Below are 26,294 nucleotides of genomic sequence, written 5' to 3'. Positions count from 1 at the left end.
TACTTTCCCCTCCTTAGGGTGATACGTTACTTTTGAATTGCCCGCTCAAAGATCGTGATAAGTTCTTTAGTGCAATCTTTAACGTTAAGATCGGAATTTCTCATTAGCTCCAGGTTAAACCCGTCGATGGCATGCCTGATTGTTAACGCCATCACCCTTAAGGACAGTGCGGAAAACTCTCGAAACACTTCTTCTTGCATGCCTAAACGTAGAAAATTTTCAATGGGAAGAAAAATAGTTTCATCATGGTCTGCTGCAAACCGAAGTTTCCCTTCATCTGTTCTTTCATTCGAAACAATTTCTATAACAGCGAATACATGCTTTCGATTTTCATCTATAAATTTCAGATTGGATTCAATATACGTTTGAAGCACTCCTTTTGGGGACGTTTGAGTTCCAATTTGCGGACAAATAAAGGACTGGCAAGCTATATAGTAATCAATAACAAATGTATATAAAGAAACAATATCTACGCTTGACGATGTGATGTAAGAGAATAATAGATTTTCTACACGTAAATCGTTATGATGTAAGAAAAAAGAAAGTGAGCGGAAAATGAGTAAAATCGCGATTATTACAGGTGCATCCAGTGGATTTGGACTTTTAACTACCATTGAGCTTGCAAAAAAAGAATATTTCGTCATCGCTACAATGCGTAATCTTAATAAACAAATGGAATTATTATCTCAAGCTACTGCATTACACTTACAGAAAAATATCAAAATTCATCAACTAGATGTAACAGATCAAAAATCTATACATAAATTTCAATTATTTTTAAAAGAATTAAATCGAATTGACCTTCTCGTCAATAACGCAGGATATGCAAGCGGTGGATTTATAGAGGAAATTTCGGTAGGAGAATATCGTAGACAATTTGAGACAAATGTATTTGGAGCAATATCAATAACTCAAATTGTATTACCTTATATGCGAAAACAAAAAAGCGGAAAAATCATTAACGTGAGCAGTATTAGTGGTCAAGTTGGATTCCCAGGGTTATCTCCATATGTTTCTTCAAAATACGCATTAGAAGGTTGGAGCGAATCTCTTCGTCTAGAAGTAAAGCCATTCGGTATAGATGTTTCATTAGTCGAGCCAGGTTCTTATAATACAAATATTTGGGAAGTCGGAAAAGAGCTTGCAGAAAATTATTCAGAAGCTACCTCTCCCTATAAAGAGTATATGGATAAAATACAAGATCATATTAATAATGGTAATGATACATTTGGTAATCCAATAGATGTCGCTCAAAAGATTGTAGCGATTGCTGAATCAAAAAATACAACGCTGCGATACCCGATTGGAAAAGGTGTGAAATTGATGATGGTTGCTAAAAAAATTCTTCCATGGAGAGTATGGGAGTTTCTTGTTTTGAGAAGTTTTAAGAAGATGTAATATAAAAAGACTACTGATAAATAAGAGTCGTTATACACATTGAAATTGTGATAACAACTCTTATTATCTAGCTCTTTTAACCAACAGGTTGGAATAAATAAATCATTAAATTAAATGTAATCATTAAACAAAATACTCCCAATAGGGAAATTACATATTCTTTTGACTCTTTATCAAATTTCCATTCCATATATGCCCGAAAAAGCTGTTGCATACCTGAAAATACAAATAATATATATACAACCTTTATATACTCTGAGGTGTAAATACAAACAAAGCCAGCCACTAAATAGACTATTATTATAATTCGCTCTCCCCATTTATGAAAACTATTAACAGGTCGATAGATGAAACCATTTTTCCGTGTAATCTTTAACTTTTTTCTTAGCAAGTTCTCCAACAGAAAAAATAAGACAACAATTATTATTAAAAACAACAACTTCTCCAAAAGTATTTCCTCCATTCTTAAAAATACATTCAATAAAAACTATGTGTAATACATAGCTCATTTTTCTTTTTATAAGAAAACGTAACTTCTGAAGACATCGATTTTACATGTAATGGACTACGCATCTTCATTCAATCTCATTTGTACATATTCTTGTATATTAGGGATATCTTTCGGATTATCCAACACTGTTTTTACCCAACAATCTCTTTCAAAACTTAATACTTTTATATCCCAACAACATGCAATTAATCCATGATGTGTAACATATTCAAACCTATTTGGCGTTTCATGCGAAGAAACATAAACATGGTGATTCAATTCGTTTTCATTTCCTCACCCCTTATTTTACTGATTGGAAGATCGCATTTTCTCTGGCTGATCACTTGGATATGTGGAATAAACACGATTTTCATAATCCCAACTAATCATTGTCGCACTATCTCGTCCAAGCTGATGATGAACATGCTTAAGTACATTTTGAACACATTTTGTTAATTCTTGCTCATTTTCATACATATCTTGATATAAATAAAGCGGGTTTTCATAACGACGTTCTCCACATTCTAGTACACCATCTGTTACCATTAGGATTCTATTTTTTCCTGTGCGTAACTCCCGAATACCCGATGAATAGCAAGGAACTGGTAAAGAAAATGTATTCACATGCCCAATCCATTCGTAAAAATGACGTTGATTCAGCATATACTGCCCTAATTTATGTAACTCCTCATGAAATAAATAAACAAGGCAATCCCCTATAGAAAACCACCAAATATAATTTTCTTTTCGTACACAAATTAAGCAAGCTGTTTCACCTTTCACTTGCTGACACGCCTGTTTGAATGAATTTGATTGAAAAAGTGCAAGTAAATGATTTTCAACAGATCGAAATACCGTTTCAACAGGCTCTTCTAATAAAACTTTTATATTTTCATATTCATTTTTTATTGTATGTACTACTAAAGCGACACTTTCTGCACTATTGTGTCCATCTAATATCATCGCAAATTCCCAGTTTCCATTTGACCAAACGAATGCACCGTCTTCATTCTTCTTTGCGCCTGCACTCGTATTTCCACCATATCTACCAAGCACTATCTCACCATGTTGCTGAACTGAAATTTCCCCTAAATACATTTCGTCACTACCAACCCATGAATATTGTGTATTACTTGTTGTATGCATACTCATTCACCATATATGTTCGTATTCTTTCACATAGTTTTTGTATTTGTTCTGCTTGTCCATATGGTGCACCTTCCCAATTTGCTACCTTAGTTGGTGACCAAAATTCCTTCGGTGTATTTGGATAACGTGGAATTATATGCATGTGCATATGATTTACTCCATTACCAGAAACGAAAGCATATATATGTTCCGCGCCCTCACATTCTTTTAACGCCCGGCTTACTCTACTTATAATTAACCCAAAAGTTTTCGCCTCTTCTTCCGTTAGCTCTGCCAGTCCAGGCGTATGCCTCTTTATATCAATCATTATATATCCAAGATACGTCTTATCCTCTTCCCAATGAACATGCCCTACATATACGAGGTCATCTTCATAGATTGCCCCGCCTGGCACCTTAATTTCTCCTTTATGTTTCTGGCATATAAAACAGCGTTCTTCAAAGTGGCTTTGTGTAGACATTTGCATCCCTCTATTCCTTAAATTTACCATTTATAATATCACAAAACGAATGATTAGTGAGATTTTTTAGAAATATCACAATTATATACCTTAATTATTTCGAATAGGAATGTAAATGTTATTTATCTCCTTATTTTTTAATGAGTCCCCTTTAAATATAGATGGGCATTTATTATAGAAGAAGCACTGTTTTATTAAAGGAGGAACAAAACATATGCACCCACATTGGAATTCTCATATAAACTATCCACCAAGCCCCTATCCAAACCACAATGTACGAACTACATCACCAAGCCCTCATGATTCTCATTACATGATGCAACGAATGACGAATCTTGAAAACCAACTGGCAAAATTAATTGCATTAATTGAAGAAAACAATCAATTAATCAAATCGATGGAACAACAACAAAATCAATTTTGCGCACCCACTGGAGGTTCGGTAATTGTTCGTATGTAATAAAGTGAAACTTTAATCAGAACAAAAAACACGCATCGTAATCAACATACTCACATACGAAGCGTGTTTTTTGTTCAACCCCTTTTTTTCCTATGAAATCCTTGCGTAATCCGATCTAATACAATCGCAATGACTACAATAGCTAGTCCAGCCTCAAACCCCATTCCAATGTTAACCTGTGTTACAGAACGATATACATCTACCCCAAGTCCTGGTGCACCTACAAGTGAAGCTGTAACAACCATCGATAAAGATAACATGATGCTTTGATTTACGCCGGCCATAATTGTTCCCGTTGCGAGAGGTAACTGAACTTTAAATAGCTTTTGCGATGTAGTTGAACCAAATGCATTTGCAGCTTCAATTAAATCTTCTGGTACTTGCCTAATCCCTAAATCAGTAAAACGAATCGTTGGTGGCATCGCAAAAATAACAGAAGCGATAATACCAGGAACAACACCTACTCCGAAGAATGTAATCGCTGGAATTAAGTATACAAATGCTGGCATTGTTTGCATAAAATCTAATGTTGGCCTCAATATTTTTGAAAACCGCTCATTTTGAGATGCTAAAATGCCGATTGGGATTCCAACAATGATGGAAATAATGACTGATGTAAGAACAAGCGCTAATGTTTGCATCGTTTGTCCCCAGTAGTTAATGTTTAGAATAAATAATAAGCCGATTAACGCAAATACCACTAAAGATATTTTCCTTGTTGTATACCAAACGAGAAAACATACGATTATGATCATTAAAAACGCTGGAATCAATGTTAAAAAATTAGTAAGCAAATCAACAAAACCACCAATGACGTATGAAAACCCTCTAAACAGTCCTTCAAAATGCGCATATAAACTCGTAACAAATGCATCGACCCATTCACCTAAAGGAATACGCGGAATACTATTCACCGTCATTCACCTCTTCCTCAATATTTCCTGCAAGGGCTTGAATGACACTTTCTCGTTTTATGATGCCTCTTAACCTTTTCTTTTCATCAATGACTGGTAATGGAAGCTTCATTTCCGCCATTTTCGCATACGTTTCTTCCAATAATGTATCTAAATATACGTGCGGAATATCCTTCAGCAGTAAATCTGCGATTGGCCATTGTTTTTGAACAGCTTTACTTGCATCATCAGCCGTTAAAATACCTAAAAATTCGTGTTTTTTATTTACAACATATACGGTAGATACCCCTGCATTTCTCATAATTTGCAGGGCCACTCGAGGGCCGCGGTCAATCAATAATGTTTCTGGTCTTTTTAAAATAGATTCAGCCGTAATCACTTTTCCTAAATTCACATCCGCAACGAATTTCTCTACGAATTCATTAGCTGGGCTTATCATAATTTCTTCTGGCGTTCCAATTTGCACAATTTCTCCGTCTTTCATTAATGCGATACGATCCCCAATTCGAAGTGCTTCATCTAAATCATGTGTAATAAAAATAATCGTTTTTTCCATCTTATCCTGCAGCTCTAACAATTCATCCTGCATTTCTTTTCGAATGAGTGGATCTAATGCGCTAAATGACTCGTCCATAAGTAGGACATCTGGGTCGTTTGTAAGAGCTCTTGCAATACCGACACGTTGCTGCATTCCGCCGCTTAGTTGCCCTGGATAATTATTTTTATGATGATCTAATCCAACTAATTTAAGTGATTCTAGAGCCTTCGCTTCTCTTTCTTCTACCGGAACCCCTTGTATTTCTAATCCATAGGCAACATTTTGCAAGACAGTACGATGTGGGAATAGCGCAAACTTTTGAAAAACCATACTCATTTTCGTTCTTCTGACTTTCCTAAGCGCCTCTTTCCCCATCGTTGCGATGTCTTCTCCATCTATGTATATATGACCTGATGTTGGTTTTATTAATTGGTTTAACATCCGAACTAGAGTCGACTTCCCACTTCCTGACAACCCCATAATTACAAATATTTCTCCTGTATATACTTCAAACGTTGCCTTTTTCACCCCAACGTTCATTCCTGTTTCTTTCAATATTTCTGATTTACTTTTTCCTTCTTTTAATAACGCAACTGCTCTTTGAGGATTTTTTCCAAATACTTTTATTACGTTTTCAACACGTACTTTTGTATTTTCCATACAACGACTCCTTTTCTGCCTATCTATTCACATAGTGTAACAATTTTAAACAGAAATATTACATAAAGAGGCCTTTTTTAAAATTCTTGTTTCCGTTCATAATAAGAAGGTTCACTTATAGATTTATTCATAAAAGCAACGCTATACAAAACGATAAAAAAATTTCTATTTATGAAACGGGAGGATTTAATGAAACGGAAAATTTGGCTTATAAGCATTTTGTTATTTATCAGTATGATTATTACCTCTTGTAATGCCACAAATGCAAATACAAAAGGAAAAATTAAACTTGGTGTAACAAGTTGGAAGGAAAATATTGCGGCTGCAAATATATGGAAAGTTTTATTAGAAGAAAAAGGCTATAAAGTTGAACTCATGTATTTAGAAAAAGCTGCCATTTGGACTGGTGTTGCTCGCGGCGATGTAGATGCAAACTTAGAAGTATGGCTCCCTGTTACTGATAAACCATTAAATGATCGGTATAAAAATGACATTGTTTTAAAATCGAAATGGTATGAGGGAACTGGACTTGGGTTAGTCGTTCCTTCTTATATGAAAGACATTAACAGTATCGAGGATTTAAATAACCATAAGGATGAATTGGGTAATAAGATTGTCGGAATTGAGCCTGGTAGTAGCCTTATGAATTTAACAGATAAAGCAATGAAAGAATATGATATAAAGCTAAAACTTGTCCAATCTTCAGAAGCGGCAATGATGAGTGAGCTAAAAAAGGCATATACGCAAAAGAAACCCATCGTTGTAACGCTTTGGAATCCACACTGGGGCTTTTCAGAATTTGATTTAAAATATTTAAAAGACCCTAAGAAAGTATATGGTGAAAAAGATGACATTTATTACTCTGTACGAAAAGGTTTTGAAAAAGATTACCCTGATATTGTAAAACATTTCGATAGATGGAAAATGAATGATGAACAGCTTGGTACATTAATGGTTATGTTAAATAAAACGAAGGATCCCGAAGAGGCTGCTCGAAAATGGATTAAAAAGAACCAAGCATTAGTAAATGAGTGGATAAACGATTAATTTATTACGCAAAAATAGGCCAAGGAACCCAATGTTCTCTGGCCTATTTTAAGTTATTTTTTTTCAATAACAGCATCGACAATACCATATATTTTCGCTTCTTCCGCAGTCATAAAGTAGTCTCTTTCTGTATCAAGAGCTATCTTTTCAATTGGCTGACCTGTTCGATCTGATATGATTTTGTTAATATCGTGTTTTAACTTTAATATTCGTTTCGCAGTTATTTCAATCTCCGTTGCTTGCCCTTTCGCTCCGCCAAGCGGCTGATGGATCATAATTTCACTATTTGGAAGCGCAAACCTTTTTCCTTTTGCTCCAGCGAGTAACAATAATGCTCCAAATGACGCTGCAAATCCCATACAAAGCGTTTGAACATCTGGTTTAATAAGGTTCATTGTATCCAATATCGCAAAACCTGCTGTAGTCGAACCACCTGGGCTATTAATATAAAGAAAAATATCTTTTTCCGCATCTTCTGCTTCTAAAAATAATAACTGTGCCACTACACTACTTGCAACTTGATCATTAATTTCTGATCCAATCATAACAATGCGATCTTTTAACAGTCTTGAATATATATCATAGGAGCGCTCTCCTAATTTTGTTTGTTCTACAACATACGGAATTGCATTCATCATAATCCCTCCATCTACTTTTTAAGCTGCGCATAGCATATAACCGTAAGAAGAAGGTGTTTTTGTATTGAATAATAACACAGGCTGCTTAGATGACAGATGTGTAAAGTCGATTGTTCGAAGAAGTTTTGTTAACAATTCTGGTTTTTGTTCACGAATAGCTGTTACAACTACTTCAACATCTTCCTCCTGTCCGGCTAATTCAATCTCCTCTTCTTCACTTACTGTTTTCAATTTATTTCTACTACGAAACAGTGAAGCCTTCACTGCACCTTCTGATATTGAACATACTTTCGCAATATCTGATAGACTATATTGAAAAACATCCTTTAATAAGAAAATGATGGATTGCTGTACATTTAATAAAGACAAAACTTTCTCCACCATCTCATGCAAATCAGCAATTTTTTCATGTGGTTCTTCAAATGTAATCTCCTGCTCTAATTTCTTCTTAGCTGATTTTGCTTTCATTTGATCGAGCCATTGATTTCGAGCAATTATATATAGAAGCGTAATACAAACATCTTTATGTTCTACACCTATATATTTTTGAAGTACTTTACAAACCGTTTCTTGGGCCAGGTCTTCCCCATCCCATTTGCTTTTTGTTAAAAACGTACAGTACCTTTTTAACTCCGCATAATTTTCAATGATAAAGTTTATATTTGAATGATTCATATCGATATGATTCTTTAACATTTGAGTTACTTTTGTGCACAAAATAACCACTCCTTTTCAGCGCTTACTTAATAAACGATTTTACCGATAAAAAAGTTACGGGTTTGATAAAAAAATTTATAACGTTTATGATTACGAAAGTGGGGTCATAAATATGTTATGTAGAATTTTACATGAGGAGGCAACAATATGCCAAAATTAACCGTTATTGGTAGTGGAACATTTGATGTAAAAGAAGGAACAAAGTTAGCACTAGCACTTGAAGATAATGGTATCCATATTCTTCACCGCTGCGGTGGAAAAGCGCGTTGTACCACTTGCCGTGTAGAAATCATGGCTGGAGATTTTTGTGAACCTACACATGTTGAGAAGAATGCGATTACTGAAAAAGGCATTGAAGATCATTTGCGATTATCATGTCAAATGCGTGTACATACTGACCTCACCGTTCGTCCCATATTAACAGTTGAAAATTCAGGATTAGATGCTGGGCCACGGCCTGCGGAATAACTTTGGGAGAATTATAATGAACTTAAAACGTTTAGCTGGTGAATATGCCGCTGATTTTATAAAAGATGGGATGAAAATCGGACTTGGCACTGGTTCCACTGTATATTGGACGATACAAAAATTAGGGCACCTAGTTAGCGAAGGTTTAACGATTCAAGCTGTACCAACATCAATCGAAACTGAGAAATTGGCAAAACAACTGTCTATCCCTTTAATCTCTTTAAGTGAAATAGATTCTCTTGACCTTACGATTGATGGTGCAGATGAGATTAACCCAGATTTACAGTTAATTAAAGGTGGAGGTGGTGCCCTTCTTCGGGAAAAGATAGTTGCTGTGTCTTCCCAAAAACTTATCATAATCGCTGATGAATCGAAACTTGTAACGAATTTAGGTATCTTTCCTCTTCCTATTGAAATCGTACCGTTCGCTTGGGAGCAAACTGCAAAACGAATTCAATCCTTTGGTTGCCAGACGATTTTACGTATCCAAAACAATCAACCATTTATAACAGATAACGGCAATATGATCTTAGATTGTGTTTTTCCAAACCAAATAACCAACCCAATTGAAACTCATCAGCAGTTAAAAATAGTAACTGGTGTGATTGAAACTGGTTTATTTATTAATATGGTAAATAAAGCGATTATTGCAACTGAAAAAGGAATAAAAGTATTATGACAAAACTAAAGGGCATGAGCCCTCGTACAATACCGAGCCCATGCCCTTTAGTTTTGACTAATGAAGTAACCTGTCTAACTTTTTTGAGATCACTTCACTAATAGCGACTTACTTAACTAATTTAGCTAATTCACATTGCAATCTATATTCTTCTAATTCCCAAATCTTATTTAGAATTCGTTCTTTACAGCATTCCATACCAATATCCATATCATAATCAGCAGGGTCAACACATGCACTGGATTCAGTTAAAATAAATCCATTTGGCAATTTCGCAACTACGACTGTACATTTGCCATGAAATTCTTCTACTGTCCATTGAGTTTTTTCTAAAATATTATCAATATCCTGTTGAGTTACCGTATTATCCATTATTCAACAACCTCCCAATCTTCTGCTAACATATCAGTTGGTAAAGCTAACCAAGGAGCAAAATTTTCTTGTACTGTTTTCATTGCAATATATGCAACATATGAGACATTATGTCCTCTATGCTTGTTTTATAAAGACCACGACACTAATACACCGTTGACCGTCTATATGAATTCCATTGTACATATACCCCTTTATGAAATCCGAAGCCTTTTATACTTTTCGAAACATTAATTCACAAAGCATACCCATTCCAACTCCAATTGTATAAGCTAATAAATCACTCCACAAAAACCCATACCCTAATACAAGTCCCCCTAAAGTCGTTGCACGAATATTATCTATCCAATCCGCATGATATAATTGACTGATTTCAATACCATAACAAAATAGTAAACTTAAAAACGCGAGCTTTTTAGTCTTCATTTTATGAAACAGGAATCCAACTCCAATAAAAATCATGAGAGCCCACAGTGCATCCCCTAAATAATCATTCAATAGATCTGGTAAAACATACGCGAACTTTCTTGATCCCAAACCTAAGATAATTACTATTATAGTTAATACCGCATACAGTAGTCTATTTCGTTTATAACTCATTTTTAAATCCTCTCTTATCACAACAAACTTTTTACAAAACCTGTGCTTTTTTCAACATACCCTATATTTTTATAAAATTGGTGTGCATGTTTTCTTTCCTCACGATTCCCACTATTTTAAGCAAATCGAATCTATCCCTTGTCCCATCGCCCATTTCTCTGCTGTTTCTATTAATCTTTTTCCTATTCCTTGATTTCGAAACTCTTCATCTACTACTAATGCGATAATGCGAGCGTATATTCCATCTTCAGTGTAAAGTATGCCTGTACATAAGCCAATCATTCCAATAACACGCTCATTTTCTTCTGCTACCAACGTATAGTAATCTGGGTGAGAAAAAATATTTTGAAGTCTTACTTTCATTTTTTCTACAGTTGTTGGATAACCAAGATGATTCATTAATACAGTTAAATCATCTAAATGTGCCTTTCTGATTTCCACACTCCACCCTCCCCCACTAGTCAAAACATGATTGACACCTATATCATCATTAGCTTATTTTTCATATAACACTTGAAAATCAGTGACAAGTGAAACGATTTTCCCGTTCTCATCAAATCCCCAATAGGAAGGATAAAAGCCATCACCATAACCTGAACGGAATATAATAATATTACTTTCTGTTTCCTCACATACTACACAATTCCCCCACTCATCATCATGTTCTGTTAGTACGTCATCTATTAGATCATCATACAAACTAATAAATTCTTCTCCTAATTCTTGTTGTAGTCTATCTTCTATTTCTTCTAATTTATCAATTGCTTCAACATCTGCAAAACATCCTAGACCCGTATCAACTGGGTAGCCAAAAATATATCCTTCCTCTAGTTCACTTACATTCTGCCCTGGTTTTGTTGCCATCTTCCACTCTGTCACTTTTGACTCTGATAATTTTAATTCAGCACCAGCAATTACACCATCTTCCTCGTTCCACCAAGTAACAATTGGATATGTTCCGGGCTGAATTGTTTGCTCGAAAGAATTTTTATTAAAAATAAGAGGATCACAAGCAACCATTTTACCTGAAGTAACTTTTAAATGGTCTAATACTTCAGGACGTAGGACCTCACTATTCGATTTAGATAATTCATGTAACAGCTTTGACATAATGTTTCTCTTCCTTTCATTTTCTTATTAGTAGACTTTACTAAATAGAGGATACATCGATCCAGTCTCTTGTTTATAGTAAAATAGACAAAATTCACGTGTTATTTCATCCAATTCGAAATATGAGGACCAATGTACTTACCGATTTTCTCAACTTCATTCATTATACGGCTGATTCCAATTTCAGTCGTAAACCAATTTTCCTTAGTTATTCCATACCTGTCGATTACAGATGAGACGAAGAACTCAGTTTCTTTTGGAAACTCGGCTTGATAGCATAATAATGCCCGGCGCGAGTGCCCCGCTTTACAGACAATGATAACTTTTTTAGGTTCTATACCTGTATTTTGTAAAACTTCCAACGATAAACGTGCATTTTCCAAAGTATGTTGTGCTTGATCTTCTTTTAAAATCGCTTCTTCAGGCACTCCATTTGCAATGCCAATATTTCTTAAAAAATCCCATTCAGTCGTTCCTACGTGTGGTTTATATCCGCCAGATGGAAGTATGTAGGGTGCTAAACCCTGTTTATACAACGAAGTAGCTTTTTCCATGAGTTGAGGATGATTAGCACCAGGAATTAAAATTACATCTGCTGGAGAAATTTCAGTTTCAACAAAAATAAAATTGGTAATGCAATCGAATGGATAAGACATCATCTATTCCTCTCCCAAAATCTCTTTCTGCTTCTTTTTCGAAAAAGATTGCAAAACTAAATCATAAGACCAATCTATCATTTGATTTATTACCTCTGTTAACAAATAGAGTTGATTTTTTATAATTTTTCTAGGAAAGCCGATATATACAACTTCCCTAGAATTTAAGCTGAGAAATCATCAATAATTTCTACCACTACAATTTTTCCGTTAATCAACAGCTCTGGAAGCTCGTTTTTTACATTACCCTTCCAATATTCTTTAGCTTGTTCAATTTTTCGAGAGAAAGGAACACCATCTTCCTTTGGTAAAAGATTTCCATCCCCCAAAAAAGAATTCCCAATAACTCGAAGTTTAACAATCTGCAAAACTTTCCGATTATAAGAATCAAATAATTCTTTCCATTTCAAAGCATCTTCATAGCTTTTCGCAGCGTATAAGCAAGACAATCTTGAAGGATATTCAGGATATTCTTGTAGTCTAACCATTTCTACTATTACTTCTCTAATAGCTCTGATTGTTTGGTCTACATACTTAATAGCTACTTCGGCATTTTCTTTATTCATGTTCAAACCTTCATTTGTATAATGATCTTGTAAAATCTGAATAAAGTCTTCGCCTTTAGAATTCAATTGTTCCCTCTCAAAAAAGAAGCGATATAAGGTATTGTTTTGATTCTTGTCAAAGTTAATTATCTGCCCAAGAATCATTTTTTTCCTAGTAACAATGTGATAAACATACAATTCGTTCTCTTTCATGGTCTGTCTCCTATTGGTCTTCATCATATTGACTATATTATGTAATTCCCATCACTCTTGTCCGTAAAGAATAGTTAGTTTCAGTTTCTTTATTCATCAGTGGATCAATCACAAATATTTTATTATGAATTCTCATACATGTAGCATTCCATCCGTCTGGAGAATCTTCAGTTGCTTTTCTTTTTGAAAGACAGCATGTACGTGTTACTTCCATAATATAATTATGTAGTACTTATAAACGTTTCTCTAAAAAATGTTGACTATACCCTTTAGGGTGATCTTCAACTACCCCAAACTCCCTGTAACCATGTTTCTTATAAAATTCAGGTGCTTGAAAACTAAATGAATCAAGTAATATAAGTCTACAGTTTTTCTCTTTGGCAATTTCTTCGATTTTATTTACTAGTTGACTACCATATCCTTCATGACGTACTGACTCATCCACCCATAAAAAATCAATATGAAGGTGATAGAAATATATTGTGCCTGTTATGCCCCCAAATATTTTGCTAACATCGTCTTTTAATAGAAAACTTATATGTTCTAATGGGCTTTTTACCTCATCTGGTAGTATAGACATATTGTATTGGATTACTTTATTTTTAATGTACTCGCTGTCTTTTGAATTATTTTGTTGTATAATTTTCAAGTCTATTCTCCTTTCTCATCACTATATATAGCATTCTATATATTTTTTATACAAACATTGTAGTGTTTCTTTCATTCTTATATCTGCTTCTTGATTTTCATAACGATTTGGTAACTTCATTCCTCCAATCACATAAAGCAATGGTTTTTCATAAAATGTTCCTAGTATACCGATATTTATAACAGCTGTAGGTAACCCACCTGTCATATGGGCTAAGTCGTACCCTGGTATTCCTTCATATTGTCCTTGTTGTCTCACCATTTCATTTATAATTGGTTCCCATAGCACCGGATTCAATTCATATCCTTGGAATATACGAATTAAAAGTTTAAGAACTTGTTTTAATTCCCCAACATTTTTCATATCCCTTGGGTCTTTCGTAATATAAATCTTTGAAAAAGAACATTGAATTCTCCTATTTACTTCTTCCCATCCCCCGCAAAAGTTGACAACAGATTGTGCAATACAATTGTCATGACATGCAATCATTACTTCTACAGCACTTTTGAGTGTTAATACGGTTCTTCTTTGTAGATGTGGATATATTTCTTTACTATCTTCTTTCGGATTAAATACGATATTTGCGATTTCATCACTCCAGCGAACTTGATTCTCTTCAACCATTTTAGCTACAGCAAATCCAATTGCAACCTTTGCGGCAGACGCTAGTGGAACCAATAAATCATCATTATATAAAGCGACTATATTTTGGCTTTCTGCCGAATAAGCAACTATACCTACTTGACCTGATTTTATCTCCTTTATTTTCTTGATTACTTCCTCCATTTGTACGCCTCTTCTCGATTTCGTTTTTATCCCTCTCAGTATTTCGATAATACGAATCAAAAATCCTTTTATGAGGTTAACAAATGCATTCTCCTATTTTTGTTCCAACTCTACTGGTAAAACATAGCCGCCATTTTCTTTCTGAAGTTCTACTACTTTCACAACAGCATTAGCATTTATGGTTCCGTATATATGTGGATAGTTTTGACCATTAGAAGCCAATTCATATTTTATCTCCGCCTCAACTAACGACGGATTAATTACAAGTAATACTAACTCCACTTCAGTACTAAAATGCTTTTCTGCCACTTGAAGAGATTGTTCTAAAAAAGAACAATGAATAAACCCTTCTTGCATCAGTGAAGCTTCCATTATGTTTCCTTTTGCTTTTGCTACTTCCCATGCACTTTTTCCCATTACCTTTGTAATCATAGTCAATCTCCTTCTTCCCTACTTTATAGAAACAATAAAAGGATTTTCCCGCTCGTTACGGGATAACGCCACATGCCCATCAACCTCAGATTTTAAAATGCTCACAAAACGAAATTATTTTGCTTTTTGACTTATCAATTAAGGAGGTTGCAACCACTAAAACCCCATCTTCTTAAGCTTAGTTTTTCCTTGAATCCCTAAAAAAGCGACTATATAGTTGTGCCAACGAGATTTACTTTTTCGTTGTAATTCTTTAGAAAACAATTGTAGCTCATCAAAAATCGATATATTCATACCAAAAACGCCATCCTTTCTGTATATTTCTACAAAAAGAATAGCATTTTTTATTATTCAGTGGAATTTTTCGTGAATAAGGCTGTCCAAAGTCCAGAGACACCAAATACTTTATTCGATTGTTTTATCTCTTTCATTCTACGTATTTCTACTTCAGAAAAATCTTTAAAGATGGCTCTAAGTTTTTTATCTGTAAAACCTAATCCACCTTTAAGACTTTGCAGTTTGTATACTTCCCAATCCGTTATGTCTGCTCCACCTAATTCTCCACCTTGAACAAAACAAGTGATTGCAAAATAACCACCTGGTTTTAAAGCCTTTTTCACCAAATCTATATAACTCATTCTTCTGTGTGGAGCAATATGGTGAAAGCATCCTGAATCATATACAATATCGTATGTACCCTCTTCAATTTGTAAGTCAAAGATATTGTTATAAATAAAATTTATATTTACATTTTTTTCTTTTGCCCGTTCGGTTGCCCATTGAATTGATTCCTGTGATAGATCTACTGCATCAACTAAGCATCCTTTTTCAGCAAAGTAAATTGCATTCCTGCCTGGACCGCATCCGAGTTCAAGAACTTTTCCTGGATTAAGTAATTTTTTCTCGAAATAATTAACTAAGTTCTCATCTGGTTTATTAGTAAAAAAGGGAACTCCTTTTTCACGATTAGAATAAAAATCATCCCAAAATTGAGTTGGTTCACGCAATAACGAATCTAACATATCCAATAAATCTTCATAACTATTAATTGTTTCTTTCATAATAACCCCTTCTTTCCAATTAAATCTTATATTCTAATTGTACTAACAATTAGAATAATTCGTGTTTCACCGGGGTTAACAATGCTTTAAATTCAAATAAGTTTGAACTCTCTACATATGCCTATTTATGCTAATTTAACACGCATAAAGGCACCTGATTTTCCTTTTATATTATTTTAAAAGTATTTACCTTACTCTTTCTGAAAATCCAACCAAACAATTAGAAATACCCTTAGCATTAGAATTTGATTTCAACTTTTCAGAATTATCATTACAATCATTGCAATAATATTACAAATGGAGTAGCTATACCTTCTCAGTGAATAAAGATGTTTCTTTGGTAATTTACATAAATTCCATTACTAGTAGTAAGAAAATAAGCACATTCCTTATTTTTGCGGAGTGACGGGTTGCACTTTTAATTCTTTGATCCCTTCTTTTAATGTAACCGCATCTGTTTTTAATGTTTTCCAACTGTCTTTAGCTGCATTCAAGTTAGGTAGTAAGAATTTAAATTTATTTTGATCAGCTTTTTCAGATGCCTTATCAATAAACCCTAGAACCGATCCATATTGACGATCTAAATCACTCCATTGGTCGTACATAAAAGTAAGAGATTTCAGAGCATTATCAATCGCGCTATGCATCTGATCAATATTATTAAAGGCAACGCCAACTACACGATTTAATGTTAGTTTATAATCTACAGTCTGACGTAATTTTGCTAATTCAGGCTCTAACCAGCCTAATTTACTTCTTGCATCACCTATCATTATACCACCAGCAATCAATGTGGGAAGAAAGGGCACTTTTACCATTGTCAATCCTTTAGATTCTATGTCTTTCTGATAGTTTACTTGTCCTAAAACTTCATTTAGACGCTTTTGATCGGCCTCAACATCAGCACCTTGGTTTTTTAAAATCGACTGCAACTGATCTTTATCGCTTCCAAATGATCTAACATCTTGTCCAATATCTTCTTTTAACTTAGTTAATTCTTGTATTAATTTTTGTGCATGCTCTTGGTTTTGTTGAATTTCACCTCGTAAATCTGTAATCCCTTTCTTTAAAGTAGCTCCATTCCCGGAATTAATCGCCTCTACTAATGTTCCGTAATGATTGTCAAATTTTGCATCATATTCAATAATGTCTGTCAATGTATCTAAAAGCTGTTTTTTTACTTGCGTATTCCATGTAACAGCATGTGCTCTAGCATTCTTTTGATCTTGTACAATTTTACCAGGTAAATCTGCATACCCATTAATAATAATTCCTTCAAAATTCACATCTGGATTATTCATTAACAAATAAGAATATTCATTCATAGATTTTGCAAATACCCCAGCATCTTGCAAAGCTTTTTTCATCTGTTCTTCATTTGCTGAAAGAAACATATCTCCATTGTTAGTTTGCACAATTTCACTTGCAAAAGTTGCTACTGGTGTGACTGCATAAGTTGTTGTAATCGTTAAAAACGTCGATACAGCGAGTAGTTTGTAAGGGATTTTTTTCATTATTTCATATTCCTCCTATGCAGGTTTTGAGTATAAGTTCTATTCTTTTTTAAAAGTGAAATTAGTTCTGTATCTTTACGAATATCATCCCAACTTTGTTTCGTAGTATTTATAGTGAAAGGCGAAGTCTTTCATCAGACTCCGCCTTTTTGGTTTATGAGGAATTAATAATTTCTATACTAAAATTTAAAGATATAATCCTTGATTCAGAACCGATATTTCCTTATTTTTGCGGAGTAGCAGGTTCCACTTTTAATTCTTTTATTCCATCTTTTATTGTGACTGCATCTTCGTGTAATGTTTTCCAAAGATCTTTAGCTGTCTTCAAGGCAGGTTTTAAGTAGCTAAATTTATTTTGATCAGCTTTTCCAGCTGCCTTATCAATCTGTCGCAGTACCCCAGCATATTGATTATCTAAATCAGTCCATTGCGAGGACATATAAGTAAGAGCATTAATCGCATTATCAATCGCCTTATGCATCTGATCAGTATTATTATACGCAACTCCAACTACACGATTTAATGTTGTTTTAGAATCTACAGTCTTACGTATTTCTGCTACATACGGCTCTAACTTGCCTAAATTATCTCTTGCTGTACCTACTATTATACCACCAATCCACCATAGGCCAAAAACGCCAACCTTCATTGTTGTAAATCCATCAGATTCTAATTTTTTATAATAGTTTACTTGCCCCAAAACTTCATCTAGACGTTTCTGATCGTCCTCAAGCCCAGCTGTTTGGGTTTTTAAAATCGAGTACAATTGTTCTTTATTGCTTCCAAATGCTCTAACATCTTGTCCAACATTATCTTTTAACTTCGTTAATTCTGCTATTAAATTTTGTGCAGTCTTTTGGTTTTGTTGAATTTCAGTTCGTAAATCTGTAATCCCTTCTTTTAAAGTATCTCCATCCCCTGTATTAATCGCATCTATCATTGTGTCATAATAATTGTCAAACGTTGTATTGTATTCGACAATGCCTGTCAATGTATCTAAAAGCTGTCCTTTTACTTGCGTATCCCATGTAACAGCATGTGCTCTAGCATTCTTTTGGTCTTGTATAATTTTACCAGGTAAATCTGGATACCCATTAATAGTAATCCCTTCAAAATTAATATCTGGATTATTAATTAATAAATAAGAATATTCATTCATAGATTTTGCAAATACTCCAGCATCTTGCAAAGCTTTTTTCATCCCGTCTGTATTTGCAGAAAGAGACGTATCTCCATTGTTAGTTTGATTAATTTCACTTGCATAAGTTGCTACTGGTGAGACTACAGAAGTTGTTGTCAAAGCTAAAAGCGCCGATGCAGCAAGTATTTTGTAAGGGATTTTATTTAGCATTTCATATTCCTCCTATATAGGTTTTGATTTTTAGTTCTTTGTTTCTTGTGTAAAAGCGATGTCTTTCGAAATGAATTCTGCATCTTTATGAATATCACTCCAACTTTGTTTAGCAGCTTTTAAATCATCAAGTATTAAAGAAAGTTTATGTTCTTGCATAGAGTCGATATTATCATGTAAATCTGTATAATTGGCCCCCATTGTATTCCATTGTTTTTGGATATTTGTTAGAGACAGTATCGCTTGATCCACTGTTTGATATAGATCTGTCAAAGTTGCTTTCGCGTTCGTAAGCGAAATAACTGCTTGGCTAGCAAGGTCGGCTTTCGTACTTAATTGTCCGATTTTGTTAGAAATTGCGTTATAGGAGTCCATATTCTTAGACGCAATGACACCAGATGCTGTTCCTAAACCGATACCAGCTGCACCGAGAGCTGTAAGACCACCAATAACAGCTGGTGTTGCTGTACCGCCAGTCACAACAATTACTACCGTTCCTGCAATGGCTGCAGCAACTAAAATGAATGCTCCCAATCCACCACCAATTGACCATGCTAATACATTGTTAAAATGCTCTGTCTGAGTAGAACGTAGCTTCTCAATTTCAGCTTGAAGTTGTGGAATCAGGGCATTATTTCCGGCTAATAGTGCCGTTAATCCACCTTGTCCATCAACATTATTTTTAAACCCTGTAGAATTGTCATACAGTTTTGCTTTGAAGTCTTGTAACATCTTAATTACTTCTGTAACTTCTTGTGAATTTGTATTAATTGTAGTGATTAAATCATTTATTCCATCTTTTAACTCTGCTTTATCTTTCTTTTGTACAGCAGCTGCCAATGTATCGTAATAATTTTTAAATTCTTCATCGTAATTTACAATATTACGTGCTGTTTTTTGAATTTTCGGCTTTGCTGTGTCTAACCAATAATTCGCATTAATTCGTGACAGTTCCTGATTAAGGTGAATGCTTTTGAGTAATTCTGCTCCTTCTGAACCTAAATCAATACCGGATAAATTTACATTCGGTTGTTTAATCATTGTTTTTGCGTACAAATCCATTACAAGAATATTAGATCCTGTTTGAGTTAATGCTTTCTTCAGCCCTTCAGACCCTAATTCATAATTCCCTACTTTTTGTTCTTGGGCAGTCTGTTCTTGTGCAAGTACATGCATAGTGTTACCGTTAGTAGCAGTTATAACTGTTGCTAGAGTGGCTACAGCTAACACTTTAAATGGAAGTTTTTTCATAACTATTCTCCTTCTCAGTTTTTTGATAGATTCTTATAATCTTCATATTATTTTTATTAAATTCTTAATATTAAAACTTATTAACTTGTTCTCCAAGGTAACTTGTTACATTTTTTAATTGTCTTAATGTATCTTTTTGAGACTGCTGGTCAGTTGTATCAACATTAGTAGATAATTTTGTAATATTATTTTTGATTAGATTCAAATCTTCTTTATAGCGTTTTAGTAGGTCAAGTTCTACATCTACTTGATTTGCAAATGTATGTAAATCATTTTGCGTAATAAGAAGCATTGATTTTTGTAAATCTGCTACTGTTAGGTTTTTTGTTAACTCATAAAACTTTTGGTTTTGTGTCTCTAAATCATCTAAATGTGCTCGTTGCTCTGCTGTTAGTTTATTTACTTCAGCAAAGGCACTATATGTTTTTTTAATTTGTTTAGGGTCAATAACTTTCGTAAGGTCATACTCTTTCGTTTTTGCAACTGCAGCTGCAGCTATTTCAGCTTGTTTACTTTTCTCAATTGCTTCACGAGCTGCTTTTTTAGCCGATTCAATCTCTAGAGCAGATTTACCTTTTTCTGTCGCTTCTTGCTCTGCTTTTTTCTCTGCTTCTAAAATAGAGTTGTTAATTTCTTTTCCTTTGTTATACGCTGCTACCGCTGTTTGAGCAGCAGGTTCAATGATATTTTTTGAAAGATCATAGACTTCTTTGAATATAACAAACCCTTGTTCATTTAAAGCTCCTGGTAACAATGCGATTTGTTGTAAATCATTTTGAATTGATTTTTGGGTATTTAGTAATTCATTTTTTAGCTGGTCGATTTTCCCTGTTCCATCTGAACTTAGGGCAACCTGCGCTTTTGTCACATCAGTATCGAGATCTTTAAGTTTTTTATCAAGCTGTAATTTAAGATCTGTTAATTCATTAATCTGACGTTGCACGTTTTCTTGGTTTGTCGTAGCTTTATCTTGAAGAACTTCTAGTCTATCCACAAACCCTTCTTTATCTTCTTTATTGTCTACAAACCCTTTTAATGCTGAGTAATAGCTATTAAATTGAGTTACAAATCCTTTACTTTTTGCATTTAATAGAATTAATTTTGGATAAAGTTCCGATGACCATTCGTTCATATCTTTCTTGATTAGGGATTGGTTCGTATTTAAAGCTGGGACTTCCTCTAGCTGTACATTAGGACTCATTAAAGCTTGATCTATATATGTTTGGATTAATTTAGATTGTGCACCTAATTTTCGTAATGATGAGGAAATATCCGTATTCTCTTGTTGCGTTTCTGCCTGAACGATAGGCGTTGCGAGAGTATTGATAGGAATAACTGCCCCAGTAACAATTGATGTTATTAGAAATCCTTTAATTATTTTATTTTTCATTCCGTACACCTCTTTACTATTGTCTTTTTACAATCTTATTCATACATCTTGAACGACCAAGCGCTAGGCTCTCTCCTTGCATACACTTGAGGATGGAGAATTCTTTCGGATAGAGTGTTAAACTCTGGTTATTATTTACTTCTCATAGAATGTAAGGACCTTACTTCCCCCTCATTTAAACACTATGTTTTTAATAAGTAAACAACAAAATTTTATTATTTGTATTTAACAATTCAGATATTTTATATTCATAATAGAAAAAAATTATATTAAAAAAAGTTAAATATTGTTAATCACTTCACTAAGTGAAATAATTATACTATGATAATTAAACCTACAATATAGTGATTTTCATTAATCTATATTAATCTCTTACTAGAAAATGTTTTTAATATAATTTAATGGTACTTCATATGCAATTTCACTTTATTTGGAAATGCAAAATTACATATAAATATAGTCATATCAACAATAAATAACTCATACTATTATTATCTTATGAATAGTAATTTGATTTTCCATAAATATTACAGGGGAAATTTTCTTCTAGGGGTTCAGCCGAGATATACACATTACCTTAACTAAGAAAATTAAAAAACGAATTTAAAGGGGCCCTTACGTTGAATACATGTACTCAACGTAAAGGCGGATTATGTAAAATGACAATAAAGTTATTTAATGTAGTGTAGTGCTATCCTAAGGGGAAGTAAAAAATCCCTCTTAGTAATAGCACTATTTTTATACCGTAAACAGTTGTTTTTTATCTTTTAAAACACTTACAGAAAATTAGTTTTTTAAGTCTTAACGGGGGCCCGCCCCATGAAGAAGATCAAAAAAAGACAATAGTCCGAATATCGACAAGTTAATAGGAAAACTAGAACAGAAATCGAACACAAATAAATGTAATCACTTGTTTACAAAAAGTAATTTATTGATTACAATAAATGTAAGCAAGTGATTACATTGGAGGTATTTATTTTTGATCAAAAATCGAATTAAGATTTTAAGAGCAGAAAGAAATTGGACACAGGAAACTTTGGCAGAAAAAGTTGGTATTTCAAGACAAGCTGTAATATCAATAGAAAAATATAAATACACGCCTTCTCTTGAACTTGCATTTAAAATAGCAAAAGCATTGGATGTAAGTATAGTAGATGTATTTTTATTTGAGGAGGAGGAAGAACAATGACTATTAATTTTTTTGGTTTAGCTGTAATGATTATTTTAGGATTTTTCGTATGGAAAAACGATCACATAAGAAGAGAGCGGCAAACATCTTACAAAAATGATGAAAGATGGCAACTGATTTTGATTAAAGCGAATAATGTTACTATCAAATTCTATAAATTAATTTCGTTGTTAGTTTTATTAGGCTTTTTTCTTGGAACAGTAGTTGACATAAACATTAAAGTTGCATTATCCAATACTTTACTTATTATAGCTTTGGTTATAATGTCACGGCATATAGTAGAGTATTTTGCTATAAAATATTACGACAAAAGAATATAGTTTATCGTGAAATGAGAAGGAATGAACAAACTCAAAATTTATAAAAGGGGGCCCGCCCCATCGCTATCAAGCTAACAAAGCAAAATACCCCCTAATCGGAGCCGAATCTCTCTTATAGTTAGGAAATTCGGCTCATTTTATGTCCACATCTGTTTCAATTAATTCAACATCGTTAGATGTTGAATCCCCCGCAAGCTTTAATGCTTCTTGAAAAAACTTCTCCGAGTTGACATTTTTAGTTCTTTTGTCATAAACAGAATCCCAAGGAATACCTGTTGCTTGTGCGTGTTTTACAGGGTCATATTTTTGCCCCGTTTTAAGAATCATATAAAGGATTTTGGCAATCTTTCCACACATATGCCCAATTGCTGTTTTTCCATTCATTTTACGCTCTACAAGACGATGATAATAGGAGCTGAATACGGACGGTTGCTTTTTCATCGCAATGATAATCATCGCCATTTGAAAGAGAACGCGACGTGCATCTCGAACGCCACTAAAGGTCATTCTCGTACCCTTTACTGATGTCCCTGATTGTTTATTTTCAGCCGAAACACCAAGATATTTTTTGAACTCTTTATATGTATTAAATCGTTCAACATCACCAATGGCTCCGATAAGGGTACAAGCCCAATTATCGCTCATGAAAGGGAAAGAGTATAATAACTCTGTATAAGGGTGAGGTTTAATACCTTTACTTGTATTTCCGTGAAGTAGTTCTTGGATGTGATTGTCAATCCCTTTAATACTTTCTTCAATTCGTAACGCTTCTTCAATTACCCAATTTTGCCTTCCAACTAAATGAGGGACATCAATTGTTATAGACTTTGCTGTTACGTCTGCTAGTGCCTTAGACGCCTTCGTAGCTATTCGCTTTGCCCCAGATTCAATCATTATTTCCTCGATCTGTATGAAATAAGGTAATCCGATTTAAGTTTGTTTTCACCGTTGCGAAAGCTTGTGAAACAAGCTCGGCATCTTTCTTTTGGCCTGCGCTATGGCCTATGATTTCTCGATTAAAGAGATCGACTAATAAACATACGTAATTCCACTTTTTGTTCACACGGACGTATGTTAAATCACTTACGACTACAGCCAGCTCTTCTTGTTGGTTGAACTGACGATTGAGTTCGTTTGAAATGTTTTCTTCGTTACAGCTAACTCTCTTCGGCTTAAATTGTGCAATCGTATAGTTCGATACTAAACCTTGGTTCTGCATGATTCGCCCAATACGGCGACGTGAAATCACATATCCTACCTTTTTTAGTTCTACTTTTATCTTTCGTGTTCCATAGTTCTGACGGCTCTCTCGGAAGATTTCTTTCACGAGTGGTGACAATTCATCTACTGTATCTTGTGCTTGTTTGGCTTCATAATAATACGTTGCTCTTGATAATTGTAGGACATTGCACATTGCTGATATTGAGTATTTATGTAGGTTATTCTTCACTACTTTTACTTTCGTCCTAGTATCAGCGCTGCTTGCTTTAAAATATCATTTTCCATAAGAAGTTGTTTGTTTTGTTTTCTCAACGCTTCCAACTCTAGTTGTTCAGCGGTCTTATTATCTTTCTCTTTAAACGAGCCAGACGTATGATTTTGATTGATCCATCGATCCAATGATGATGGTGTTAATCCATATTCCTTAATGATGTCTTTCCTTGGTTTACCATTCTGATACAGTTGAACCATTTGGTGCTTAAATTCCGCTGTAAAGGTTCTTCTTTCTCTTTTATTGTTCGTCATAGTAGATTCTCCTCAAATATATTAGTTGTAGTCTACTTGACCTTAATTTTTTTGTCTAGTTCAGTGTAGCCTATCCATTTACTAATGTTTCGCTTCCAGTTGCCTTACACTCAAAATATGAAAACTTCGTCGATACTGTAAAAGACAATTATAAATAATAAAATAATTGAAAAAAGAGAGTCCCTTTTCCCAAAAAGGCACTCTCTTTTTTCAATTAGATAGTTTCTCCATGATCTAAACAAAGTAGATTAGCTTTAGCTGATGGCTCTTTAATAGATTGATTAGCAACACCAAAAGATAAAATCCCTGTAAAAATCATTACAGTTAAAAGTACTTTTTTCATTATTTTTAGGCTCCCTTCTCCAAATCTTTTTTGTCAGCATCTAGGGCAGTGTGCAAGAATCTACTGGCTTTTTCATAATTGTTTAGGTCATAGAATTTATTTCCAAGAATTGAAGCATATTCTTTTACATGACCCCATAGATTTTCTTTCTTGAAGTAATATATTCCTGTCATAATGACTTTCTCTAGTTCCTCAATCTCTGCTCCCTTATTCAGTTCTCTTAAGATAGCAAAATGGCACTTATATTCTTTAAGTTTTGTAAGGTTATATCCTTGTTCAATTAGATCTGCAGCAAGAAAATTTTTTCCTAACTTATAGTATTCCCTAGCTAATAAAAACATAGTTTTAGGGTTATTTTTTAAAGAATCCTTTAAATACTTAATCGCTAACTCTGAAAGGTTTTGATCAGCATATAATAATCCTAAATTATGTTTCACTTTAGCTATTAGTTGTTCTTCGCCATATTTTTCAAATATTCTAAGAGCTGAAATGAAATTTTCCTCAGCAATTTCATACAGCCTAAGTTTAGTACAAGCAAGTCCTATGGTGTTTTGACAGGAAGCAACTTTCATTTCATATCCTGTATGCTTTGAAAATACCTCTTTTGCCTTATTAGCATATTTAGCAGCCAACAACGGGTTTAAGGATTGATAATGGAATACTGCAAACATGCAATCAAATTCAGCCTTTTCTAATTCATCTGGAATAGTTGCTAAGAGTTTTTCAGCCTTCTCATATTGTTCTTTAGCTTCATTATGATTTCCAACTGAAATTGCATAAATAGCTTTGAAGAAATGATAATAATATTTCAAAAACGTTTCGGTTTGTTCTGGAAATGGAGCAATCTTTTCTAGACAGTCTTTAGAACCATCTATATCACAAACCAGTAAATTATATCTAAAGTTAAGTAGGGAATAATAGATAGAGATATTAGAGTCTTCTTCAATACTATGAATATTTCTATCAATCTCTTCTTTTAAGTGTTTAGCTTTTATTATATGTTGAGAAATAATTGCATTATACCAACTGCTTAATAATGTTATTATTTCTTCTTTTGCTATTATATGTGTATCCATAATATTCCTCATCCTATTATATTAATATTATAACAAAAACAAATTTTCCGGCATTTTATTCTAACTTTCCAT

Annotated in this window: 31 protein-coding genes and 6 pseudogenes; 7 read left to right on the top strand and 30 right to left on the bottom strand. The window is 33.8% G+C overall.

Annotation, left to right across the window (positions count from 1 at the left end):
• Window positions 1-26: 26 nt before the first annotated feature.
• The gene (locus MHH45_RS03120) at window positions 27-614 is read right to left on the bottom strand and encodes a TetR/AcrR family transcriptional regulator (protein ID WP_229161686.1); all 588 of its coding nucleotides are present in this window, start codon (window positions 612-614) and stop codon (window positions 27-29) included.
• On the opposite strand from MHH45_RS03120, the gene MHH45_RS03115 reads away from it, so the two are divergent.
• Window positions 556-1,398, top strand: coding sequence for an oxidoreductase (locus MHH45_RS03115; protein WP_016115071.1), 843 nt, complete (start codon window positions 556-558; stop codon window positions 1,396-1,398). The genes MHH45_RS03120 and MHH45_RS03115 overlap by 59 nt on opposite strands.
• A 76-nt stretch (window positions 1,399-1,474) precedes the next feature.
• Here MHH45_RS03115 and MHH45_RS03110 read toward each other — a convergent pair whose 3' ends face one another.
• The 4 genes from MHH45_RS03110 to MHH45_RS03095 form a co-directional block, all read right to left on the bottom strand.
• Window positions 1,475-1,846, bottom strand: coding sequence for a DUF4181 domain-containing protein (locus tag MHH45_RS03110; protein ID WP_016115072.1), 372 nt, complete (start codon window positions 1,844-1,846; stop codon window positions 1,475-1,477).
• A 117-nt stretch (window positions 1,847-1,963) separates the two neighbouring features.
• Entirely contained in the window at window positions 1,964-2,167 is a 204-nt protein-coding gene (locus MHH45_RS03105; RefSeq protein WP_016115073.1) for a hypothetical protein, read from the bottom strand.
• A gap of 27 nt (window positions 2,168-2,194) precedes the next feature.
• Window positions 2,195-3,040, bottom strand: a complete 846-nt coding sequence (locus tag MHH45_RS03100; protein WP_016115074.1) for a PP2C family serine/threonine-protein phosphatase — start codon at window positions 3,038-3,040, stop codon at window positions 2,195-2,197.
• On the bottom strand, window positions 3,018-3,497 hold the full coding sequence (locus tag MHH45_RS03095) for an HIT family protein (protein ID WP_170927918.1): 480 nt from the start codon (window positions 3,495-3,497) through the stop codon (window positions 3,018-3,020). The genes MHH45_RS03100 and MHH45_RS03095 overlap by 23 nt, the downstream gene beginning before the upstream one ends.
• Before the next feature lie 214 nt (window positions 3,498-3,711).
• On the opposite strand from MHH45_RS03095, the gene MHH45_RS03090 reads away from it, so the two are divergent.
• Window positions 3,712-3,957: a hypothetical protein gene (locus MHH45_RS03090; RefSeq protein WP_016131476.1), complete on the top strand. Its 246-nt coding sequence runs from the start codon at window positions 3,712-3,714 to the stop codon at window positions 3,955-3,957.
• A gap of 74 nt (window positions 3,958-4,031) precedes the next feature.
• On the opposite strand, the gene MHH45_RS03085 is transcribed toward MHH45_RS03090, so the two are convergent.
• Window positions 4,032-4,871, bottom strand: a complete 840-nt coding sequence (locus MHH45_RS03085) for an ABC transporter permease (protein ID WP_033671216.1) — start codon at window positions 4,869-4,871, stop codon at window positions 4,032-4,034.
• Window positions 4,864-6,069: a quaternary amine ABC transporter ATP-binding protein gene (locus tag MHH45_RS03080; protein ID WP_016115078.1), complete on the bottom strand. Its 1,206-nt coding sequence runs from the start codon at window positions 6,067-6,069 to the stop codon at window positions 4,864-4,866. Before MHH45_RS03080 ends, MHH45_RS03085 begins: the two co-directional genes overlap by 8 nt.
• A gap of 189 nt (window positions 6,070-6,258) precedes the next feature.
• Between MHH45_RS03080 and MHH45_RS03075 the strand changes: the two genes are divergently transcribed.
• The gene (locus MHH45_RS03075) at window positions 6,259-7,116 is read left to right on the top strand and encodes a glycine betaine ABC transporter substrate-binding protein (RefSeq protein WP_016115079.1); all 858 of its coding nucleotides are present in this window, start codon (window positions 6,259-6,261) and stop codon (window positions 7,114-7,116) included.
• A 53-nt stretch (window positions 7,117-7,169) separates the two neighbouring features.
• Here the strand turns inward: MHH45_RS03075 and clpP are convergent, their stop codons facing one another.
• Both clpP and MHH45_RS03065 read right to left on the bottom strand, forming a co-directional pair.
• Window positions 7,170-7,751 carry an ATP-dependent Clp endopeptidase proteolytic subunit ClpP gene (clpP, locus tag MHH45_RS03070; protein WP_016115080.1) on the bottom strand — a complete coding sequence of 194 codons (582 nt, stop codon included), beginning with the start codon at window positions 7,749-7,751 and terminating at the stop codon, window positions 7,170-7,172.
• A gap of 21 nt (window positions 7,752-7,772) precedes the next feature.
• A complete protein-coding gene (locus MHH45_RS03065) occupies window positions 7,773-8,471 on the bottom strand; it encodes an RNA polymerase subunit sigma-70 (protein WP_016115081.1) in 699 nt (232 codons plus the stop codon).
• Between the two features lie 147 nt (window positions 8,472-8,618).
• On the opposite strand from MHH45_RS03065, the gene MHH45_RS03060 reads away from it, so the two are divergent.
• Both MHH45_RS03060 and rpiA read left to right on the top strand, forming a co-directional pair.
• Complete coding sequence (locus MHH45_RS03060; protein ID WP_016115082.1) at window positions 8,619-8,939, top strand: 2Fe-2S iron-sulfur cluster-binding protein; 321 nt, start codon at window positions 8,619-8,621, stop codon at window positions 8,937-8,939.
• Between the two features lie 16 nt (window positions 8,940-8,955).
• Window positions 8,956-9,618, top strand: coding sequence for a ribose 5-phosphate isomerase A (gene rpiA, locus MHH45_RS03055; RefSeq protein WP_016115083.1), 663 nt, complete (start codon window positions 8,956-8,958; stop codon window positions 9,616-9,618).
• Window positions 9,619-9,726: 108 nt separating this feature from the next.
• Here rpiA and MHH45_RS03050 read toward each other — a convergent pair whose 3' ends face one another.
• The 17 genes and pseudogenes from MHH45_RS03050 to hblC all read right to left on the bottom strand — a co-directional run bounded on the left by MHH45_RS03050 (window position 9,727) and on the right by hblC (window position 21,548).
• On the bottom strand, window positions 9,727-9,990 hold the full coding sequence (locus MHH45_RS03050; RefSeq protein WP_016115084.1) for a Gp49 family protein: 264 nt from the start codon (window positions 9,988-9,990) through the stop codon (window positions 9,727-9,729).
• A pseudogene (locus MHH45_RS03045) lies at window positions 9,990-10,100 on the bottom strand (Thoeris anti-defense Tad2 family protein); the annotation flags it as partial. The gene MHH45_RS03050 and the pseudogene MHH45_RS03045, both read right to left, overlap by 1 nt.
• Before the next feature lie 103 nt (window positions 10,101-10,203).
• On the bottom strand, window positions 10,204-10,590 hold the full coding sequence (locus MHH45_RS03040; RefSeq protein WP_016115085.1) for a ribosomal maturation YjgA family protein: 387 nt from the start codon (window positions 10,588-10,590) through the stop codon (window positions 10,204-10,206).
• Window positions 10,591-10,701: 111 nt separating this feature from the next.
• Window positions 10,702-11,031: a GNAT family N-acetyltransferase gene (locus MHH45_RS03035; RefSeq protein ID WP_016115086.1), complete on the bottom strand. Its 330-nt coding sequence runs from the start codon at window positions 11,029-11,031 to the stop codon at window positions 10,702-10,704.
• Window positions 11,032-11,085: 54 nt separating this feature from the next.
• Complete coding sequence (locus MHH45_RS03030) at window positions 11,086-11,700, bottom strand: DUF4241 domain-containing protein (RefSeq protein ID WP_016115087.1); 615 nt, start codon at window positions 11,698-11,700, stop codon at window positions 11,086-11,088.
• A gap of 101 nt (window positions 11,701-11,801) precedes the next feature.
• A complete protein-coding gene (locus MHH45_RS03025) occupies window positions 11,802-12,356 on the bottom strand; it encodes a YdcF family protein (RefSeq protein ID WP_016115088.1) in 555 nt (184 codons plus the stop codon).
• Between the two features lie 3 nt (window positions 12,357-12,359).
• Window positions 12,360-12,452 (bottom strand): annotated as a pseudogene (locus tag MHH45_RS03020) (MmcQ/YjbR family DNA-binding protein); the annotation flags it as partial.
• A gap of 68 nt (window positions 12,453-12,520) precedes the next feature.
• On the bottom strand, window positions 12,521-13,114 hold the full coding sequence (locus tag MHH45_RS03015) for a DUF2441 domain-containing protein (RefSeq protein WP_016115089.1): 594 nt from the start codon (window positions 13,112-13,114) through the stop codon (window positions 12,521-12,523).
• Window positions 13,115-13,220: 106 nt separating this feature from the next.
• Window positions 13,221-13,328 (bottom strand): annotated as a pseudogene (locus MHH45_RS03010) (MmcQ/YjbR family DNA-binding protein); the annotation flags it as partial.
• Window positions 13,329-13,346: 18 nt separating this feature from the next.
• On the bottom strand, window positions 13,347-13,694 hold the full coding sequence (locus tag MHH45_RS03005) for a GNAT family N-acetyltransferase (RefSeq protein ID WP_229161695.1): 348 nt from the start codon (window positions 13,692-13,694) through the stop codon (window positions 13,347-13,349).
• A gap of 90 nt (window positions 13,695-13,784) precedes the next feature.
• Window positions 13,785-14,549: a serine hydrolase gene (locus MHH45_RS03000; protein ID WP_088093679.1), complete on the bottom strand. Its 765-nt coding sequence runs from the start codon at window positions 14,547-14,549 to the stop codon at window positions 13,785-13,787.
• Between the two features lie 93 nt (window positions 14,550-14,642).
• Complete coding sequence (locus MHH45_RS02995) at window positions 14,643-14,981, bottom strand: DUF952 domain-containing protein (protein ID WP_016115092.1); 339 nt, start codon at window positions 14,979-14,981, stop codon at window positions 14,643-14,645.
• Between the two features lie 347 nt (window positions 14,982-15,328).
• Window positions 15,329-16,042: a class I SAM-dependent methyltransferase gene (locus tag MHH45_RS02990; protein ID WP_016115093.1), complete on the bottom strand. Its 714-nt coding sequence runs from the start codon at window positions 16,040-16,042 to the stop codon at window positions 15,329-15,331.
• A 425-nt stretch (window positions 16,043-16,467) separates the two neighbouring features.
• Window positions 16,468-17,559: pseudogene (locus MHH45_RS02985) on the bottom strand (HBL/NHE enterotoxin family protein); the annotation flags it as partial.
• 220 nt (window positions 17,560-17,779) lie between these two features.
• The gene (gene hblA / locus MHH45_RS02980; RefSeq protein ID WP_016115095.1) at window positions 17,780-18,907 is read right to left on the bottom strand and encodes a hemolysin BL binding component B; all 1,128 of its coding nucleotides are present in this window, start codon (window positions 18,905-18,907) and stop codon (window positions 17,780-17,782) included.
• A 30-nt stretch (window positions 18,908-18,937) separates the two neighbouring features.
• The gene (hblD, locus tag MHH45_RS02975; RefSeq protein WP_016115096.1) at window positions 18,938-20,158 is read right to left on the bottom strand and encodes a hemolysin BL lytic component L1; all 1,221 of its coding nucleotides are present in this window, start codon (window positions 20,156-20,158) and stop codon (window positions 18,938-18,940) included.
• A gap of 70 nt (window positions 20,159-20,228) precedes the next feature.
• Window positions 20,229-21,548 carry a hemolysin BL lytic component L2 gene (gene hblC / locus MHH45_RS02970; RefSeq protein ID WP_077294711.1) on the bottom strand — a complete coding sequence of 440 codons (1,320 nt, stop codon included), beginning with the start codon at window positions 21,546-21,548 and terminating at the stop codon, window positions 20,229-20,231.
• 979 nt (window positions 21,549-22,527) lie between these two features.
• Here hblC and MHH45_RS02965 point away from each other — a divergent pair.
• Both MHH45_RS02965 and MHH45_RS02960 read left to right on the top strand, forming a co-directional pair.
• A complete protein-coding gene (locus tag MHH45_RS02965; RefSeq protein ID WP_016115098.1) occupies window positions 22,528-22,737 on the top strand; it encodes a helix-turn-helix transcriptional regulator in 210 nt (69 codons plus the stop codon).
• On the top strand, window positions 22,734-23,057 hold the full coding sequence (locus MHH45_RS02960; protein ID WP_016115099.1) for a hypothetical protein: 324 nt from the start codon (window positions 22,734-22,736) through the stop codon (window positions 23,055-23,057). Before MHH45_RS02965 ends, MHH45_RS02960 begins: the two co-directional genes overlap by 4 nt.
• 132 nt (window positions 23,058-23,189) lie before the next feature.
• Here MHH45_RS02960 and MHH45_RS02955 read toward each other — a convergent pair.
• From MHH45_RS02955 to MHH45_RS02940, 4 genes and pseudogenes are all read right to left on the bottom strand, one after another.
• Window positions 23,190-23,954 (bottom strand): annotated as a pseudogene (locus MHH45_RS02955) (transposase); the annotation flags it as partial.
• Window positions 23,953-24,803, bottom strand: a pseudogene (locus tag MHH45_RS02950) (IS3 family transposase); the annotation flags it as partial. The pseudogenes MHH45_RS02950 and MHH45_RS02955, both read right to left, overlap by 2 nt.
• Before the next feature lie 214 nt (window positions 24,804-25,017).
• The gene (locus tag MHH45_RS02945; protein WP_003197979.1) at window positions 25,018-25,146 is read right to left on the bottom strand and encodes a hypothetical protein; all 129 of its coding nucleotides are present in this window, start codon (window positions 25,144-25,146) and stop codon (window positions 25,018-25,020) included.
• Window positions 25,147-25,151: 5 nt separating this feature from the next.
• The gene (locus MHH45_RS02940; protein ID WP_016115103.1) at window positions 25,152-26,222 is read right to left on the bottom strand and encodes a Rap family tetratricopeptide repeat protein; all 1,071 of its coding nucleotides are present in this window, start codon (window positions 26,220-26,222) and stop codon (window positions 25,152-25,154) included.
• Between the last annotated feature and the right edge of the window lie 72 nt (window positions 26,223-26,294).

The organism is Bacillus sp. FSL K6-0042, from assembly GCF_038006685.1.
Taxonomy (GTDB): domain Bacteria; phylum Bacillota; class Bacilli; order Bacillales; family Bacillaceae_G; genus Bacillus_A; species Bacillus_A pseudomycoides.
This window is presented reverse-complemented; position numbering and strand designations above follow the sequence as displayed.

Coding starts and splice junctions, on each gene's coding strand:
- MHH45_RS03050 (WP_016115084.1), bottom strand. CDS start 9,990: ATGGATAATACGGTAACTCAACAGGATATTGATAATATTTTAGAAAAA.
- MHH45_RS02945 (WP_003197979.1), bottom strand. CDS start 25,146: ATGAAAAAAGTACTTTTAACTGTAATGATTTTTACAGGGATTTTATCT.
- rpiA (WP_016115083.1), top strand. CDS start 8,956: ATGAACTTAAAACGTTTAGCTGGTGAATATGCCGCTGATTTTATAAAA.
- hblD (WP_016115096.1), bottom strand. CDS start 20,158: ATGAAAAAACTTCCATTTAAAGTGTTAGCTGTAGCCACTCTAGCAACA.
- MHH45_RS03000 (WP_088093679.1), bottom strand. CDS start 14,549: ATGGAGGAAGTAATCAAGAAAATAAAGGAGATAAAATCAGGTCAAGTA.
- MHH45_RS03015 (WP_016115089.1), bottom strand. CDS start 13,114: ATGAAAGAGAACGAATTGTATGTTTATCACATTGTTACTAGGAAAAAA.
- clpP (WP_016115080.1), bottom strand. CDS start 7,751: ATGAATGCAATTCCGTATGTTGTAGAACAAACAAAATTAGGAGAGCGC.
- MHH45_RS03025 (WP_016115088.1), bottom strand. CDS start 12,356: ATGTCTTATCCATTCGATTGCATTACCAATTTTATTTTTGTTGAAACT.
- MHH45_RS03030 (WP_016115087.1), bottom strand. CDS start 11,700: ATGTCAAAGCTGTTACATGAATTATCTAAATCGAATAGTGAGGTCCTA.
- MHH45_RS03060 (WP_016115082.1), top strand. CDS start 8,619: ATGCCAAAATTAACCGTTATTGGTAGTGGAACATTTGATGTAAAAGAA.
- MHH45_RS03040 (WP_016115085.1), bottom strand. CDS start 10,590: ATGAGTTATAAACGAAATAGACTACTGTATGCGGTATTAACTATAATA.
- MHH45_RS02960 (WP_016115099.1), top strand. CDS start 22,734: ATGACTATTAATTTTTTTGGTTTAGCTGTAATGATTATTTTAGGATTT.
- MHH45_RS03090 (WP_016131476.1), top strand. CDS start 3,712: ATGCACCCACATTGGAATTCTCATATAAACTATCCACCAAGCCCCTAT.
- hblA (WP_016115095.1), bottom strand. CDS start 18,907: ATGCTAAATAAAATCCCTTACAAAATACTTGCTGCATCGGCGCTTTTA.
- MHH45_RS03100 (WP_016115074.1), bottom strand. CDS start 3,040: ATGAGTATGCATACAACAAGTAATACACAATATTCATGGGTTGGTAGT.
- MHH45_RS03095 (WP_170927918.1), bottom strand. CDS start 3,497: ATGTCTACACAAAGCCACTTTGAAGAACGCTGTTTTATATGCCAGAAA.
- MHH45_RS02990 (WP_016115093.1), bottom strand. CDS start 16,042: ATGAAAGAAACAATTAATAGTTATGAAGATTTATTGGATATGTTAGAT.
- MHH45_RS03005 (WP_229161695.1), bottom strand. CDS start 13,694: ATGTCTATACTACCAGATGAGGTAAAAAGCCCATTAGAACATATAAGT.
- MHH45_RS03120 (WP_229161686.1), bottom strand. CDS start 614: ATGGTAGTTAAAAGTCCAAATCCACTGGATGCACCTGTAATAATCGCG.
- MHH45_RS03080 (WP_016115078.1), bottom strand. CDS start 6,069: ATGGAAAATACAAAAGTACGTGTTGAAAACGTAATAAAAGTATTTGGA.
- MHH45_RS03115 (WP_016115071.1), top strand. CDS start 556: ATGAGTAAAATCGCGATTATTACAGGTGCATCCAGTGGATTTGGACTT.
- MHH45_RS02995 (WP_016115092.1), bottom strand. CDS start 14,981: ATGATTACAAAGGTAATGGGAAAAAGTGCATGGGAAGTAGCAAAAGCA.
- hblC (WP_077294711.1), bottom strand. CDS start 21,548: ATGAAAAATAAAATAATTAAAGGATTTCTAATAACATCAATTGTTACT.
- MHH45_RS02940 (WP_016115103.1), bottom strand. CDS start 26,222: ATGGATACACATATAATAGCAAAAGAAGAAATAATAACATTATTAAGC.
- MHH45_RS03075 (WP_016115079.1), top strand. CDS start 6,259: ATGAAACGGAAAATTTGGCTTATAAGCATTTTGTTATTTATCAGTATG.